The following is a 15,925-nucleotide window of genomic DNA, read 5'->3' on the forward strand; positions in this document are numbered from 1 at the left end:
TACCTGACGTTGCGGTACGTGATGGTGTCCTTCGGCCAGAAGGTCGGCATCGGCGACACCCTGGTCGACGCGATCACCGACATGTCCGGCACCTCCACCGTCCCCGAGAACGGCGGGAACAGCGGGAACAACGGGAACGGCAACAACGGCAACAAGGGGCAGAACCAGCCCGACAAGAACGCGATGGCCAAGGCGCACGCGCTGCTCGTGCAGGCCCAACACGACTTCGACGCGGCCCAGCAGGCGTTCAACGACGGCAAGGGCGCCGAGTGGGTCCGGCTGAACCACAAGGCCCGCGCCGAGGTGGCCCGGGCCCTCAACCTGCTCAAGTAGGCCGGGCGCTCACGATTTGAACGGCCACGTTCCCCTCCCGTAGAGTGAGGCTCACCGACGCGGGGTGGAGCAGTTCGGTAGCTCGCTGGGCTCATAACCCAGAGGTCGCAGGTTCAAATCCTGCCCCCGCTACGAAGAAAGTCCAGGTCAGCCCATGGTTGACCTGGACTTTCGCTTTGGGGGCGAGATGCGATCCCATCGTTTACCCATCACATTGACAGGTGCGCGGCGCCGCCCAGCCGGGCGGCCGCGCCGTTGGTTCCGGTCGCTTCGGGCACGCTCGGCAGCGGTCGCACACCTACTCGGCATGAGTACGACGAAGCTGGGGCTGGAGCCCCTCATCGGGGTCGAGGAGCTCGCCGAGTACCTCGGTGTCCCCGTGCAGACGATCTACGACTGGCGGCTGTCCGGCCGGGCGCCGCGGGCCTACAAGTTCGGCAAGCACCTGCGGTTCGCAGCCAGCGACATCGCGGCGTGGCTGGAGGAGCGGCACGAGGGTGGCTCTCATGAGTAGGCCACGCATCCCCATTGGCGGCTACGGCGAGATCGCCTTCATCCAACGTGCGAGGGGCAAGGTCGAGGCCCGCACTCGATTCCGTGATTGGGACGGGCAGACGCGGCTGGTGCAGGCGACTGCGACGTCTCGCCCGGCTGCCGAGGTCGCGCTGAAGAAGAAGCTCACGCAGCGCAACGCATTCCAGCCCGTCGACACGTCCCTGACGCCGGACAGCCCGTTCCCGGCGCTCGTCGAGTACTGGCTGGCCGACCTTGACCTGGAGAACAGGATCGCTCCCGCGACCCGGTTCAACTACGAGCGCGACATGCGCCGGCTCGTGCTTCCGGCGTTCCGCGGCTACGCGCTGCGTGAGATCGGTGTGGCCCGCTGCGATGCCTTGCTCAAGGAGCTCGGCAAGCAGTCGTACGCCCGCTCGAAGCGGGCCAAGACCGTGCTCCGGCTCGCGTTCGGACTCGCGGTGCGGCACGAGGTGATCCACCGCAACCCGATCGACGGAGTCGCGCGCCTGCACAAGCCGAAGCGGACGCCGACAGCGCTGACTGCGACCGAGGTCAACGCGATCCGGGCCGTGATCAAGGCGTGGGAGTTGTCGCGCGGCACGTCAGGTCCGAACCCGGACGGCCAGCTCGGACAGATCGTCGAGGTCATGCTCGGCACCTCCGCCCGGATCGGCGAGGTGCTCGCGATCCGTCGCCGCGACCTGGACCTCACGACGACGCCCGCAACCCTGCGGATCTGCGGCACGGTGATCTCCGAGCGTGGTGTCGGGACCTACCGGCAGGAGCATCCGAAGACCGACCGATCCAACCGGGTGATCGCGCTGCCGTCCTTCACGGCCGAGGCACTCCGCCGCCGACTGGCGATCATGGCGGACCACTCGCTGGACGCGCTGGTGTTCCGCAGCCGTGAAGGCACGCCGCTCACCACCGCCAACGTGCGGCGACAGCTCCGCAAGGTCCTCGGCGACGCCGGCATCGAGGGCGTCAGCCCGCACATGTTCCGCCGCACCGTCGCGACCGTGATCAACGAGCAGGCCAGCCTCAACCTCGCCTCGGAGCTGCTCGGCCACACCGACCCCAAGGTCACGATCGAGCACTACATCCGCCGCAACGAGCAGGTGAACCCGCTGACCGCCGAGCTGCTGGACCAGGCGTTCGCTCGGGACGACGACTAGCGCGCGTCGAGCTCGTCGGCCCAGGCATCGAAGTAGGCCCGGATGTCAGCGATAGGGACGCCGACGTCTGGGAAGTCCTGACTCTCGATGCGGCGATGGGTCCGCAGCGTCGCGGCGAACATCGCGAGGTCGAAGCCGCGATCGAAGTCGGCCGCCCTGCTGAGCGTCGCGTCGCGGTCGAAGGTCTGGTGGAGCACGTAAACGTCGACGAAGTCACGCGGCTCCGCCCGGCCGAACAGCGCGAGCGTCTTGCGGATCGCAAGTTCGTCGGGCGCGAAGCTCGGGCCGGCGATGGTGACGGTGGGGGTGCTGGCGGCGGGACTGTCGACGGCGAGATCCACGAGGACGGTTTCGGGACCGGTGATCGCCCAGCGCCGAAATTCCTCGCCGGTTCGTACCAGCTCGTGTCTCCACCCGCGAGCAGTAGCCGCCGCGATGAGCGCATCGCTCGCGGCCTCGACGCTGCCCGCGTGACGCGATGTGAAGAAGTCGAGGTCCTCGGTCGGCCTCGGCACGATCCCTTGGGCGATCAGAGCCCCGCCGCCGGCAAGCAGGAATCCTGCTGACTCGGGCAGCGAGAAGAACACGTTGGCCAGTTCGACCTGGAAGTCGCTCAGCCTCGGGTCGCTCATGCAGTGGCACCGAACGACGCGATGAGCGGCTCCCACGCGCTCCGGATCGCCCTCGGGATGACGAGGTCGTCCCAGAGATCAACCAGCAAGGCCCCGTCGAGACAGGCGAGCAGGTCGGCCGGCTCGCCCTCGCGAAGCACGATCTCGTAGACCCTGGCCCGGTCCCGCCGGTCACGAAGGTTGTAGGGGCGCGATGGGCCTGACCAGTGCAGGTGTTGGGGCAGCGTCACGGTCGCCAGAGCGGTCGCGGTGTCGAGTCGCCACAGGCGGTCGGGCACGACGAACGGCTCGCCGCGAGCGCCGGGGTGGGTGGTGAAGGTGACCCGGGGGACGAGGTCGAGATCGAAGCCGCTGCTGTTGACGATCCGCTCGGCGACCGCGAGCGTCGGCGACTTGGTGCCGTGCTCGTACGTCGAGAGCGTCGGCTGCGAGGTGCCAGAACGGCGCGCCAGCTCGCGCTGCGACAGCCCACTGCCGCGGCGTGCGCGCTCGATGATCGTTCCAGCCATGTCCGCTACGATATCCGCTTAGATATCACTTCTCAAGGTCTCTGTGGCCGAGCAGTCCAAGGCAATAGTGTCACGTTCGCGTTATACTTCTGCCATGCCTGCCCGGCCTTTCTCGCGAGCCGTGTTGTGGGAGATGGCGGCCGCGCAGCATGGCTTCGTCACGGCGCAGCAGGCCACTGAAGCCGGCATCGGCAAGCACGCCACCCAGATGCTCGTTCACCGCGGAACGCTCCATCGCGTCGCGCACGGGGTTTACCGGTTTCCGCAGTATCCGGTTGGCGAGCACGACAACCTCATGCTGGCGGTGTTGTGGACGCGGGTGCCCGAGGCCGCGCTGTCCCACGAGACCGCTCTCGATGCGTACGGCATCAGCGCCGTGAACCCCAACCGCATCCACGTCACTGTCGGCAAGCAGCGCCGGTTCAGGCGCGCGGGATGCGACGACTACGTCGTGCACTACGAGGACCTCGCCCCGGAAGGCATCGGCTGGTGGCAGGAGATCCCGACGGTGACACCGGCCACGGCCATCGCCCAGTGCCTGACCTACGGCACGCCGACGTACCTTCTGCGGCAGGCGATCGAGCGCGGCCATGCACAGGGCTTCCTCAAGACGGCCGACCGCGACGAGCTCATGGCAGCGCTCGGACGCCGCCACCAGATCGTGTGACTGGCGACGTCAGAGCGCGCGGTACCCTGGCACCATTACGCCCCGTCGTCCTCCGGGATTGGCGGGGCTATTTCGCTGCTTGTCGGAGAAGACGTCGGCGCAAGTGCCGGAGCCCAGCCGCGTTGGATGCCACCACGGGAAATCACGTTGGCGATGTCGGAGGTGATCCGTAGCGTCGGTCTCAGTCATGGGCAGTCCGAGCTGCGGGAAGGGGGCGGCTGTGCAGAAGATCGTCGTGAATGCCAAGCCCGGGGGCTTCGGGCTGTCCCGCGAGGCTGCCGCTGCGCTGGGGCTGGAGGTCGCCGAGGAACGGTCATTCATGCAGCCGTATCGCGTCGTCGGCGAGAACGCGCTCCGCAGGGACGATCCTCGTCTCGTTGAGGTCGTGGAGAGCCTCGGCCAGGGTGCGAGCGGCCCCAACGCCGACCTCGTCGTGGTCTGCGTCCCCGACGGGGTCGACTGGGGAATCGCTGAGTACGACGGCGCCGAGTGGGTGGCCGAACGGCATCGCGCGTGGATGCCGAAGGAGAGCGACGTACAGGGCTACGAGGGTGTGCTCCAGACACCTGCAGCCGTTGTCGCGCCGCGCCGCGACATCGCCGCGCTACTCGCTGCGGAGGCCGAGGTTGCCGAACGTGCGGAGGCAACCAGCGACCCGAACGAGCCGCTGCCTCCCCACGTCACGGTCATACGCGGCAGGTCGCCTCGGACAGACAAAGGCTGAAGCTCAGGGCAGTCCGGCGCGGTCGAACTCTTGCTGCAAGCGCGGGCGACGCCGGTGGGTCTCACGCAGATCCGCTATGAGGTCGTTGACCTCGGCTGACTTCCCGGACCCGGCACTCAGCGTCCGCATCTTCGCCAGCCTTCGCGCAGCCAGTCGGTAGTGCTGCGCCCCAGCCTCGACCAGCTCGTTCTCGACCAGACGCTGGTGGATCGGCAGGGTGGCGATCGGGTCGACCTTCTCGTACGCCTTCACCAGCTCGCTCCAGGTGTGGTCGGTGTCCAGGGCGAGCGAGTGCGCGAGGTTCCAGGCGAACTCCGGCTCCTTCAAGGTCAGCAGCGCGAACAGGACCGCGTCCCGCGGACTCGCTGCGAGGGTCGCCACGACCTCGTCGCGGTAGTCGGGCCACGCCTTGCCGGCAGCCTTGTGCAGCCGGGCCGCCGTTGTCGACGAGGGCCACTTGCGGAACACCGACAGTCGCGCGTCGAGCGCATCGGCTGGCCGATGTGCCTCCAGGAGTCCGCACCAGTAGTCGGCCGCCTTGAGCGACTGGTGCCCGCGATCGAAGTTGGTCGCCTGCTTGGCCCAGTCCATGGCCAGGTCGATCTCGCCGATCTCCTCGAAGGCCTCGGCGGTGTCCTCCAGCCAGGCCGCGACCTTCCGGTCCTTCGCGTGGGTCCGGATGATGGCGTCGACGTCGTGGTCAAGGACGGCCAGCCGTTGTGCGTTCCAGTCCAGCGTGAACCACTCGTGGGAGTGGCCCGAGTTCCACCGCTCGGCTGGGCGAGGCCCGAGCTTCGCCTCGACGTCCGCCAAGCGCTTGCGGTACGCCTTCATCCCGGTCTCGCCGAGGGCCGGCGCGTAGGCGACGGGGTCGAGTTCGAAGTAGTCGACCTCGTCGTCATCGAACTGGAACTTCATCATCCAGTCGATCAGCTTCGCGACCGGCGTCCTGGCCGCGGCGGCTGCCCGTGGGTGGAGATCCAACAGGCGCCGACAGGCATCGCCGATGATGCCGCTGGAATCATCAGCCCGGGCGATCACCTTCAGCGACGACGCCAGCGCCTTGTGAGTGACCGAATAGATCTCGGCCGGATCGGTCGTCGGGATCGCGGCCTCCAGGATGTCGACCGCCTCGTGCATGTCCCGGCCGTGCGCGTTGGCGGCGCTATACCGGTAGAGGTCGGACCGCGTGCGGATCAGCGGAAGGACGGCGTCAGCCAGGGTGCTCACCCGCGTCATTCTTCCTTCCGCCGATCATTGCCCGTCCTCCACTCTCCTTCCTGCCCTACCTCGTCCGCGTCTCCTTCTTCGCCCTCTTCGTCTTCCACTTCCTGCTCCCGCCCTCCCTCCTTCACCTCACCCGCATTCCCTTCACGCCTCTTGCAAACGAGGCCTGAAGGCCCGGGCGGGCGGGGCGGCCCGCACACCTACCTCCCACAAGGAGGTGGTCGCGGTGACCGTCACGATCAACAAGATGAGCGCCGGCAAGGGCTACGAGTACCTGCTCCGCACGGTGGCCGCGGGCGACGGGGACAGGTCGCTCTCGACACTGCTGACGCGCTACTACACCGAGGCAGGTACGCCGCCCGGGCGGTGGATGGGCACCGGAGTCGACAGCCTGGAGACCACAATCCAAGCCGGCGACGAAGTGACCGAGGGGCAGCTCAAGCTGCTCATCGGGCAGGGCGCCCACCCGACCACGGGCGAGCCGCTCGGCCGGCGATACCGCACCTACGACCAGCCGCAGTTAGGCAAGCGCCGCCACGCAGTCGCCGGGTACGACCTCACCTTCTCGATCCCCAAGTCGGCCAGCGTGCTCTGGGGAGTAGCCGACGGCGGCACCCAAGCGCTGATCGCCGAAGCTCACCATGCAGCGGTTGCCGACGCGCTCGACTTCCTCGAACGCGAGATCGTGGCCACCCGCGTCGGCGCCAAGGGACCGAAGGGCGCGGTCGCGCAAGCTGAGGTCACTGGCGTCGTCGCGGCCGGGTTCGACCACTACGACTCGCGGGCCAACGACCCGCACCTGCACACCCACGTCGTCATCTCGAACAAGGTCAAGACCGTCCGCGACGGCAAGTGGCGCGCCATCGACGGCGCCCCACTGCACGGGTGGGTCGTCGCACTCTCCGAGCTGCATGAGGCGTCGTTCAGCGATCACCTGACGCGGACCCTGGGCGTCGGCTGGGAGCGGCGCCCGCGCGGCCGTGACCGCAACCCAGCCTGGGAGATCGTCGGCGTCCCGCAGTCGCTGGTCGAGAAGTTCTCCAGCCGGGCTCGCGACATCGACGCCGCGACCGACCACCTCATCGATGATTACGTCGAGCGCCATGGCCGCCGCCCGCACCGAGCCACGATCATGAAGCTTCGCCAGCAGGCCAACCTTTCGAACCGCCCCGCCAAGCGCATTTACTCGCTTGCGGACCTCACGGGCCTGTGGCGGCGCCGTACTGCCGACTACCTCGGAGCGGATCCCGTTGCCTGGGCGAGGGAAGCCACATCGAACCCACCCGCGCGGCTACTGCGCGCAGACGATGTCCCGCTCGACTTCGTCGAGGAGGTCGGCCGCCGTATCGTCGCGACGGTCGGCGAGAAGCGCTCGACCTGGCGCCGGGCCAACCTGTACGCCGAGGCCGCACGCCAGACCCTCGGATGGACGTTCGCCAGCACAGCTGACCGCGAGGCGATCACCGGCCTGGTCGTCGACGCCGCCGAGCGCGGCTCCCTGCGACTCACGCCGCCGGAACTGGCCGTGACGCCGCAGCCGTTCCTGCGCGAAGACGGCACCAGCGCCTTCCGGCCCAAGCACTCGACAGTCTTCTCGGCAGAGCACCTGCTCGCCGCCGAGGACCGGCTCCTCGAACGCTCCGCCGCGACGACGGCACCGACTATCAGCATCGAGATCGTCGACGCCATCGCAGCCCGGCCGGTCACCGGCAATCGACTGAGCCCCGAGCAGGCCGAGGCGATCGCGAAGATTGCCGTGTCAGGTCGAGCGGTCGACCTGCTCATCGGCCCGGCCGGCGCCGGCAAGACCACCGCAATGCGTGCACTCAAGGACGCCTGGACCCGCCAACACGGGAACGGCAGCGTCGTCGGCCTCGCACCGAGTGCGGCCGCTGCCGCCCTACTCTCCGACGACCTCGGCATCGCCTGTGAGAACACCGCGAAGTGGTGCTACGAGCACGACCAGGGCCGGACCGCGCTGAGGAAGAACCAGCTCGTGATCCTCGACGAGGCGACCCTCGCCGGCACCATGACCCTCGACCGCATCACCGCCCATGCCCAGGCCGCAGGAGCCAAGGTCCTCCTGGTCGGAGACTGGGCCCAGCTCCAGTCCGTCGAGGCAGGGGGAGCGTTCGGAATGCTCGCAGAAGCCCGCAACGACGCACCCGAGCTCATCGACATCCACCGCTTCACGCATGCGTGGGAGAAGCGCGCCTCCCTCGACCTACGCCACGGTCGCCCAGAAGCGGTCGACGTCTACCTCGCTCATCAGCGCGTCAGCGACGGCGACGCCGACGACATGGCAGACGCCGCCTACCGAGCCTGGCGAGACGACATCGCTCCCGGACGTGCCAGCGTCTTGATCGCGGACACCTCGCATGTCGTTCAAGAACTCAACGCCAAGGCCCGCACCGAGCGGCTTCTCAGTGGGGCGACGCGACAGGGCACCGAGGCGCACCTGATCGACGGCACTCGAGCCTCGGTCGGCGACTGGATCATCACCCGCAAGAACGACCGCCGCCTCCGCACCCTTCGCTCGGGCTGGGTGCGCAACGGCGATCGCTGGCGCGTCACCGACGTCCGCATGGACGGCTCGATGGTCGTACGCCGCCTCGACCGCAAGCACAGCGGTGCCATCATGCTTCCCGCCGCGTACGTCTCGGAACACGTCGACCTCGGCTATGCCGTCACCGCGCACCGCGCCCAGGGCCTCACCGTCGATACCGCGCACGTCGTCGTGTCCGACACCACGACGAGGGAGAACCTGTACGTCGCGATGACCCGCGGCCGCGACCACAACCACGCCTACGTAGTCGCATCGGCTGCCGACCAGAATCACGGCGTACCCGCCGGCGAAGAGGTCACGGCGCGATCCGTGCTGATCGGCGTCCTCGCCAACCGGGGAGCCGGGCTCTCGGCGCACCAGACGATCACAGAGGAGCAGGAGACCTGGGGCTCCATCGCCCAGCTCGCCGCCGAGTACGAAACGATCGCCGCAGCCGCGCAACGCGACCGCTGGGCCACGCTGCTCCACTCGTGCGAGCTCACTGGCGACCAAGTCGATGACGTCCTCGCCTCCGACGCCTTCGGTCCGCTGGCTGCGGAACTACGCCGCGCCGAGGCCAACGGCCATGACGTGGACCGCCTCCTGCCTGCGGCAGTGAGCCGCCACGGACTTGGTGACGCCGAAGACGTCGGCGCCGTCCTGCGCCACCGGGTCCACCTCGTCACGAGCCAGCGGGCGAGCGGCCGGCGTGCACGATCTCGGCTGATCGTCGGCCTGATCCCCGAGGCTGTCGGCCCGATGGTACGCGACATGCGGCGCGCCCTGGACGAGCGTCGCGACCTGATCGAGCAGCGTGCGCGTGAACTCGCTGACGCAGCCCATCGGAACCGCGAGCCGTGGACGAAGGCGCTCGGTCCGCGGCCCAGCGATCCGGCACTCCGCTCCCAGTGGGACAACGCAGCGGCCACCGTGGCCGCGTACCGCGACCGCTACGGGATCCAGGACAGGCGACCCCTTGGACAAGGGCCCTCAACTGACGGCCAGCGCCTCGACTACGCACGAGCCCTCGCGGCGGTGCGACGAACCGAGCAGGGAAGCCCGGGCAGCCGCGCGGCGGACCGGTCTGCCACCTTGGCGCTATGACCCAGTGGAGAGCGGGTCGTGGACCAGGCAGCCTAATGCTGTCGGAGGATCGGTCTACGGTGACCCCGTGTCATCGGATCCCCCGTCGCAAGCCCGGGTTGAGCTGCCATCCTGGCTCTGGGGCGGTAACCCGGAGCAGCTTCTGAGCGAGTGCCGTTACAAGGCCCGGTCCGAGTCCGGCGGATACCTCGTGCAGCCTGAAGAACGCTATCTCCGCCGATCTCCTGACCTTGTCAGGGTGAAGACGGTCTACGGGCCGGGGCTCACGTCGCGTCTCGGGGATCTCGCAAACCTCCGCGAACGCATTGACCCACCCATGCCCGAGATCATCGGACCGGCGTTGGAGAAGCGAAGGTTCAAGGCGGAAGCCACGCAGGAGCTACTCGATCTCCTCAACTTCGAGCGCTTGGCGATGTACGCCACGCCTGTGAGTGACCTTCCCGACCGGGCCGCCTACCTGCTTGATCTCCTGCGCCAAATGCCGCTGGGGGGCGACGCTAGCGTCCACCCATTTGAAGGAGCCGGCCTCCACGTCATCGAAGTGGACCCAGTCCTGCTGCACCGACTGAAGCTCGCATCGATCTGGTTGCGCATCGAGCAGGACGAGCGCCTGGGTAACGGCGACCTGACGCACCTCAAGGACGTCCAAACGCACGACCAAGCGTTCGGATCCTCGGCCGGGCTGTACAGCGGCGTCTACATGTTCGACGCCTACGTCGATCCGCTCCTGGCTGCGCTCGCGCCGGGAATCTGGGGGTTCCAGGTTGTCCGCACGTTCGGACCGATGATCTTCAGCTTCGGCCGATGCGTTTCGGGCAGCAACGGTGATGCTGCGGAGCTGCTCCAGCTGATCTCGACGCCCGGCGCAATGGAGAAGACGCCGACGGCTGCCCTCTCGAGCGGCGCCGCCGCCGATGCAACCCGATGGTGGGCCGAGCGGCTCAATCAACTGTTCGGGGTCCTCGGTGATCTTGCGGTGTTCACGGACCAGACAGGTCTCTACCGCCCTGAGAAGCACCTCGAGGCGATGCTGACGGTCGAGCAGATCTTCCGTCGCACGACCTCGATGCAGGTGTCTCATCGAGATTCAAACGCCCGACGGACCTTGCTGTTCTCAGTGCTTGACTCGATCCAGCGGGCCAACGGCTGGGACCTCGACCTCATGGTCACGCTGAGTCACGCGGAGAGGGTTCTGGCCGACCTCGAAGAGTCGATCCCCGCCGGTGCAGGCGACATCCTGCTGCCGATGGCCCGACAGGGAGTCAGCTCGCTCCGACGCATGCAGGACGGGTTCTTCATCCGGAGGCACTTGAAGACGCAAGCAGTTGAACTCCGTCTGCCCGGCGGGCAGGTGAAGGTGCTCTCGGCCGAAGACGCCACCGCCCAGTACCTCAAGGTTCTGCGGAACGCGACCCATGGCCACGGCGGCAAGGGCAAGGCGGTCGACCAGACTGCGGCGCTCCTGGCGCACCATGACGGCGACGTTCCACACGACATCGGACTCGTCGCCTACCTCTACCTACTGGACATGATCGCCAACCCTGAGCGCCTGCGCCGATGCTTCTATCGGTCAGGCCAGTAGCAGAGCGGAGCGGAACTGCGGTCTGCCCGATTTCGTCGGCCGTCCCGAATAGGCTGCCGACGTGAACTTGGTGCGGTCGAAGCAACGTGTCGCGGACCACGGGGAGGTATTCACCCCGCCGGATCTGGTCGAGGCGATGATCAGCTTGGTCCACGCCGAGGCCGAACGCATCGACTCACGTTTCCTCGAGCCGGCCTGCGGCTCGGGCAACTTCCTTGTTCCCGTGCTGCTCCGCAAGCTCGGCACCGTCGAGGCCCGCTATGGCCGGAGCGACTTTGAGCGGCGCCACCACGCCTTGCTCGCCCTCATGTCGATCTACGGCATCGAACTGCTGCCCGACAACGTCGCCGAGTGCCGGGCCATTCTGCTTGAGGTGTTCACGACGTTCCTCGGTGACGCGGACATGCTCTGGGCAGAAGCGGCCTCGGCCGTGCTGTCGGTCAACATCGTCCACGGCGACGCATTGGCCATGACCACGAACACCGCTCCACTGCGCCCGATCACCTTCGCTGAATGGACCTACCTAGGCAAGGGCAGGTTCCACCGCCGCGACTTCCGCTTCGACACGATGACTCAGTCGTCGTCCTTCGGCGAGGAAGACACCTTGTTCGCGGACCTCGGCAAGCATGAGATCTTCACCCCGACCAGGGACCACGGCGACCTCACGGTCGACGAGATCGCGGAGGGCGCCGCATGACCGAGCAGGTCCCGTTCAGCATGCGCAATCGCAACCCCGACGTGCTGACCTGCATCGCCAACTTGTCCAACGACGAGGTGTTCACCCCGCCGGAGTTCGCCAGCCAGATGCTCGACCTCATCGAGGAGGCGTGGGCAAAGGACCACGACGGCGCGAACATCTGGGCCGACTCGACGCTGCGTTACCTCGACCCGTTCACCAAGTCGGGTGTCTTCCTTCGCGAGATCACCACGCGGCTCGTGAAGGGACTGGAGTCGGAGATCCCCGACCTGGAGAAGCGGGTCGACCACATCCTGGCCAAGCAGGTCTTCGGCATCGGCATCACCCAACTCACCAGTCTGATCGCGCGCCGCAGCCTCTACTGCTCCAAGAGTGCTAACGGGAAGCACTCCATCGCTTCGTCGTTCGACACCGAGGATGGCAACGTCTGGTTCGAGTCGATCGAGCACACCTGGGTCGGTGGCACCGAGTGGGTCTACAGCGCCGACGCTGGCGGCAACCAGGTCAAGAAGTTCACCAATGGCAAGTGCAAGTACTGCGGTGCCAGCCAGAAGACGTTGGACCGTGGTGAGGGCTTGGAGACCCACGCCTACGCCTTCATTCACACCGACGACATCAACGCTCGGGTCGCCGGGCTGTTTGGAGACGACATGCAATTCGACGTCATCATTGGCAACCCGCCGTACCAGCTCGACGACGGCGGCTTCGGGACGAGTGCCGCGCCGATCTACCAGAAGTTCGTCGAGAAGGCGCTCGACCTCGACCCTCGGTACGTCGTCATGGTCACCCCCTCTCGCTGGTTCGCCGGTGGCAAGGGTCTCGACCAGTACCGCGAGCGAATGCTCGCGGACCGGAGAATGCGCAAGCTCGTCGACTATCCGAAGCTGTACGACGGGTTCCCGGGGGTCAAGATTCGTGGGGGCATCTCGTACTTCCTGTGGGACAGGGACCACGACGGCCCGTGCACGATCCAGACGATGTGGGACGGCCAGCCAGTAGGAGCACCTTCCGCTCGGTTCCTCGATGCCTACGACGTTCTGATCCGCTGGAACGACGCTGTCTCCGTGTTGGACAAGGTGACCGCCAATAAAGAGCCCACGCTGGACTCACGGGTGTCGAGCCGAAAGCCGTTCGGACTCCCAACCAACTTCCACGGCAAGGCGTCTGACGTGGGGCTGCAGGACGCGGTGAAGCTATTCGGCTCGCAGAAGGTCTCGTGGATCAACCGGTCGGAGATTCCCGTGAACCGTAACTGGGTGGACGACTGGAAGGTCTTGATGACCGCCGTCCAGGGCACAAGTGCAGCGGTCGAAACGAAGTTCCTCAGCAAGCCGATCATTGCTGGCCCAGGGACGGCCTGCTCGGAGACCTATCTCGTAGCAGGTCGATTCGACACCGAGCAGGAGGCGACAAGGTACGCCACATATCTCCGCTCCCGGTTCGTCCGGTTCTTGGTTTCCCTGCGCAAGCAAACGCAGCACGCGACGCGGGACGTCTACTCGTTCGTGCCGGACCTTCCGTTGGAGGAGGACTGGACGGACGCGAAGCTCTACGAGCGGTACGGCCTGACGAAGGATGAGATCGCCTTCATAGAGTCGCAGGTCGCTGCGCACGACGACGCCGTGGTGGATGAAGCCCCATCGGATGACGCTGATGAGTAGGCCCATCGCGGACCTCCTGCCGGAGAAGCCGGAGGCCCGACTGCGGATCTACGCCTACGAGATCCACGACGACGCGCATGCAGGTCTATTGAAGATCGGCCAGACAGCCCGAGACGTGAAGAAGCGGGTCGGGGAGCAACTCAAGACGGCCGGGATCAAGAACTTCAAGATTGTCCTCGACGAGCCCGCCGAGACCATCGAGGGCACTCTGTTCGGCGACGCCGAGGTCCACGCCCTGCTGCGCATGAAGGGCATCGAGCACGTCACCGAGGTCGGCGCGGAGTGGTTCCGGTGCGGTCTCGCTGACGTCATCACTGTGCTCAACGAGTTGCGCACAGGTGTCGTCTACGGCGGCACGCATTCCGACACCTTCCCGATGCGGCCTGAGCAGGCCGAGGCCGTCGCGAAGACGCACGCCTACTTCCACTCGATCTGGAAGGAGGACATGCACGCGGTCCCGCGCTTCCTGTGGAACGCGAAGATGCGGTTCGGCAAGACCTTCGCTACCTACCAGCTCGCCAAGAAGCTGGGCGCGACCAAGGTGCTTGTGGTGACCTTCAAGCCGGCAGTCGAGGACGCTTGGCAGAAGGACCTCCAGGACCACGCCGACTTCGACGGCTGGCAGTATCTGTCCAAGGCCACCGGCAGCGACCCAACGACCGCCGACAAGAAGCGCCCACTCGTCTACTTCGGGTCGTTCCAGGATCTGCTCGGCAAGGACAAGTCCGGCAACATCAAGGCCAAGAACGCTTGGCTGCACGAGACCAACTGGGACCTCGTCGTCTTCGACGAGTACCACTTCGGCGCGTGGCGCGACAACGCCAAGGAGCTGTTCGAGGGCGAGGACGACGCCGAGGCCAAGAAGGAGCTCAAGGCCGAGTTCAATCCCGACCTCGAAGGGTTCAACGAGGAGCTCGACGAACTCGGTGAGGCCGAGGCCGAGTTCCTGCCGATCACCACCAAGGCGTACCTCTACCTCTCCGGCACACCGTTCAAGGCGTTGGCGACCGGAGAGTTCATCGAGGAGCAGATCTTCAATTGGACCTACACCGACGAACAGCGCGCCAAGCAGGCGTGGCCGATCAAGCATCCGGACAAGAAGAACCCCTACGCCGCGCTGCCGGAGATGCGGTTGCTGACCTACCAGATGCCCGACGAGCTGATCGCGATTGCGAGCCAAGGCGAGTTCGACGAGTTCGACCTTGGCGAGTTCTTCGCAGCGACCGGCACCGGGACCGCGGCGACGTTAAAGCACAAGAACGACGTCCAGAAGTGGCTCGACATCCTCCGCGGCGCGTACTCAGCGGCGAACGTGGACAACCTCAAGCTCGGGGCGAAGAAGCCTCCGTTCCCATACTCCGACGTACGTCTGCTCCCGTACCTGAACCACTCGTTCTGGTTCCTGCCGACCGTCGCGTCGTGCCACGCGATGGCGAACCTGTTGGCCGAGAAGCAGAACATCTTCTTCCAGGATTACCAGGTGCGCACGGTCGCAGGCACCGGCGCGGGCGTCGGCCTCGCCGCACTCCCACCGGTCAAGAAGGCAATCGGCAGCGGCTTCGACTCCAAGTCGATCACCCTGTCCTGCGGCAAGCTCACCACCGGCGTGACAGTGCCGCAGTGGTCATCGATCCTGATGCTGCGCAACCTCAACTCGCCGGAGACCTACTTCCAGGCAGCCTTCAGGGTGCAGTCGCCATGGTCGATCAAGAACCCCGAGGGCGATGACCCGAACAAGGAAGAGATCCTCAAGCCGGTCTGCTTCGTCTTCGACTTCGCCCCTACCCGTGCTCTGCGCCAGATCGCCGAGTACGGCGCTGGCCTCTCCCCAGAGACCTCGAACCCCGAGGACGCCGTCAAGGAACTCGTGAACTTCCTGCCAGTTCTGGCCTACGACGGCTCCCACATGACCCAGGTCGATGCCGGCGGCATCCTCGACATCGCCATGGCAGGCACCTCAGCGACACTGCTCGCCCGCAAGTGGGAGTCCGCGCTGCTGGTCAACGTGGACAACGACACCCTCCGAAAGATCATGAACGACCCCAAGGCGATGGCCGCGATCATGAACATCGAGGGCTTCCGGGCGCTCGGCGCCGACGTGTTCGAGACGGTCATCAACAAGTCCGAGAAGGTCAAGGCCTCGAAGAAGGAGAAGGGCGAGGACATCACGCCCAAGGAGAAGAAGGAGCTCAGCGAGGAGGAGAAGGAGTACAAGTCCAAGCGGAAGCAGATCCAGGAGAAGCTGATCAAGTTCGCCACCCGAATCCCGGCGTTCATGTACCTCACCGACTTCCGTGAGAACACCCTCAAGGACGTGATCACCAAGCTGGAGCCCGACCTGTTCAAGGCCGTCACCGGCCTCACGGTCGATGACTTCCACCTGCTCGTGTCGCTCAACGTCTTCAACAGCGCCCACATGAACCAGGCAGTCTTCGCCTTCCGTCGCTACGAGGACTCATCGCTGTCCTACACCGGGATCGAGAGCCACGAGGGGCTGCGCCACTTCGGTCTCTACGACACGGTGATTGCAAAGGAAGCCTGACTCGGCTCGGC

General features: G+C 66.4%; 12 protein-coding genes, 1 tRNA gene and 1 pseudogene. 11 read left to right on the plus strand and 3 right to left on the minus strand.

The window, feature by feature from the left end:
• From VGK78_RS10870 to VGK78_RS10885, 4 genes and pseudogenes are all read left to right on the plus strand, one after another.
• Window positions 1-333: pseudogene (locus VGK78_RS10870) on the plus strand (hypothetical protein); the annotation flags it as partial.
• Window positions 334-391: 58 nt separating this feature from the next.
• Window positions 392-465 (plus strand) — tRNA-Met (locus tag VGK78_RS10875).
• A gap of 175 nt (window positions 466-640) precedes the next feature.
• Window positions 641-847, plus strand: coding sequence for a helix-turn-helix transcriptional regulator (locus tag VGK78_RS10880; protein WP_331527650.1), 207 nt, complete (start codon window positions 641-643; stop codon window positions 845-847).
• Window positions 840-2,024: a tyrosine-type recombinase/integrase gene (locus tag VGK78_RS10885; RefSeq protein WP_331527651.1), complete on the plus strand. Its 1,185-nt coding sequence runs from the start codon at window positions 840-842 to the stop codon at window positions 2,022-2,024. The genes VGK78_RS10880 and VGK78_RS10885 overlap by 8 nt, the downstream gene beginning before the upstream one ends.
• On the opposite strand, the gene VGK78_RS10890 is transcribed toward VGK78_RS10885, so the two are convergent.
• The gene (locus tag VGK78_RS10890; RefSeq protein WP_331527652.1) at window positions 2,021-2,611 is read right to left on the minus strand and encodes a nucleotidyl transferase AbiEii/AbiGii toxin family protein; all 591 of its coding nucleotides are present in this window, start codon (window positions 2,609-2,611) and stop codon (window positions 2,021-2,023) included. The two genes, VGK78_RS10885 and VGK78_RS10890, sit on opposite strands and share 4 nt — an antisense overlap.
• A gap of 41 nt (window positions 2,612-2,652) precedes the next feature.
• On the minus strand, window positions 2,653-3,165 hold the full coding sequence (locus tag VGK78_RS10895; RefSeq protein WP_331527653.1) for a helix-turn-helix domain-containing protein: 513 nt from the start codon (window positions 3,163-3,165) through the stop codon (window positions 2,653-2,655).
• A gap of 94 nt (window positions 3,166-3,259) precedes the next feature.
• Between VGK78_RS10895 and VGK78_RS10900 the strand changes: the two genes are divergently transcribed.
• Window positions 3,260-3,832 carry a type IV toxin-antitoxin system AbiEi family antitoxin domain-containing protein gene (locus VGK78_RS10900; protein ID WP_331527654.1) on the plus strand — a complete coding sequence of 191 codons (573 nt, stop codon included), beginning with the start codon at window positions 3,260-3,262 and terminating at the stop codon, window positions 3,830-3,832.
• A 220-nt stretch (window positions 3,833-4,052) separates the two neighbouring features.
• Entirely contained in the window at window positions 4,053-4,556 is a 504-nt protein-coding gene (locus VGK78_RS10905; protein WP_331527655.1) for a hypothetical protein, read from the plus strand.
• 3 nt (window positions 4,557-4,559) lie between these two features.
• On the opposite strand, the gene VGK78_RS10910 is transcribed toward VGK78_RS10905, so the two are convergent.
• Window positions 4,560-5,786 (minus strand): DUF6880 family protein, encoded by a 1,227-nt coding sequence (locus VGK78_RS10910; RefSeq protein WP_414690673.1) that lies wholly within the window; start codon window positions 5,784-5,786, stop codon window positions 4,560-4,562.
• 223 nt (window positions 5,787-6,009) lie between these two features.
• On the opposite strand from VGK78_RS10910, the gene mobF reads away from it, so the two are divergent.
• The 5 genes from mobF (at window position 6,010) to VGK78_RS10935 (ending at window position 15,914) form a co-directional block, all read left to right on the plus strand.
• Window positions 6,010-9,432, plus strand: a complete 3,423-nt coding sequence (mobF, locus tag VGK78_RS10915; protein ID WP_331527657.1) for a MobF family relaxase — start codon at window positions 6,010-6,012, stop codon at window positions 9,430-9,432.
• 316 nt (window positions 9,433-9,748) lie between these two features.
• The gene (locus VGK78_RS10920; protein WP_331527658.1) at window positions 9,749-11,014 is read left to right on the plus strand and encodes a hypothetical protein; all 1,266 of its coding nucleotides are present in this window, start codon (window positions 9,749-9,751) and stop codon (window positions 11,012-11,014) included.
• A 61-nt stretch (window positions 11,015-11,075) separates the two neighbouring features.
• The gene (locus tag VGK78_RS10925; RefSeq protein ID WP_331527659.1) at window positions 11,076-11,711 is read left to right on the plus strand and encodes a DNA methyltransferase; all 636 of its coding nucleotides are present in this window, start codon (window positions 11,076-11,078) and stop codon (window positions 11,709-11,711) included.
• Window positions 11,708-13,372 (plus strand): Eco57I restriction-modification methylase domain-containing protein, encoded by a 1,665-nt coding sequence (locus tag VGK78_RS10930; RefSeq protein ID WP_331527660.1) that lies wholly within the window; start codon window positions 11,708-11,710, stop codon window positions 13,370-13,372. The genes VGK78_RS10925 and VGK78_RS10930 overlap by 4 nt, the downstream gene beginning before the upstream one ends.
• A complete protein-coding gene (locus VGK78_RS10935; protein ID WP_331527661.1) occupies window positions 13,365-15,914 on the plus strand; it encodes a GIY-YIG nuclease family protein in 2,550 nt (849 codons plus the stop codon). The genes VGK78_RS10930 and VGK78_RS10935 overlap by 8 nt, the downstream gene beginning before the upstream one ends.
• The last annotated feature ends 11 nt before the right edge of the window (window positions 15,915-15,925 follow it).

It is taken from the genome of Nocardioides sp., assembly GCF_036503465.1.
Classification (GTDB): domain Bacteria; phylum Actinomycetota; class Actinomycetes; order Propionibacteriales; family Nocardioidaceae; genus Nocardioides.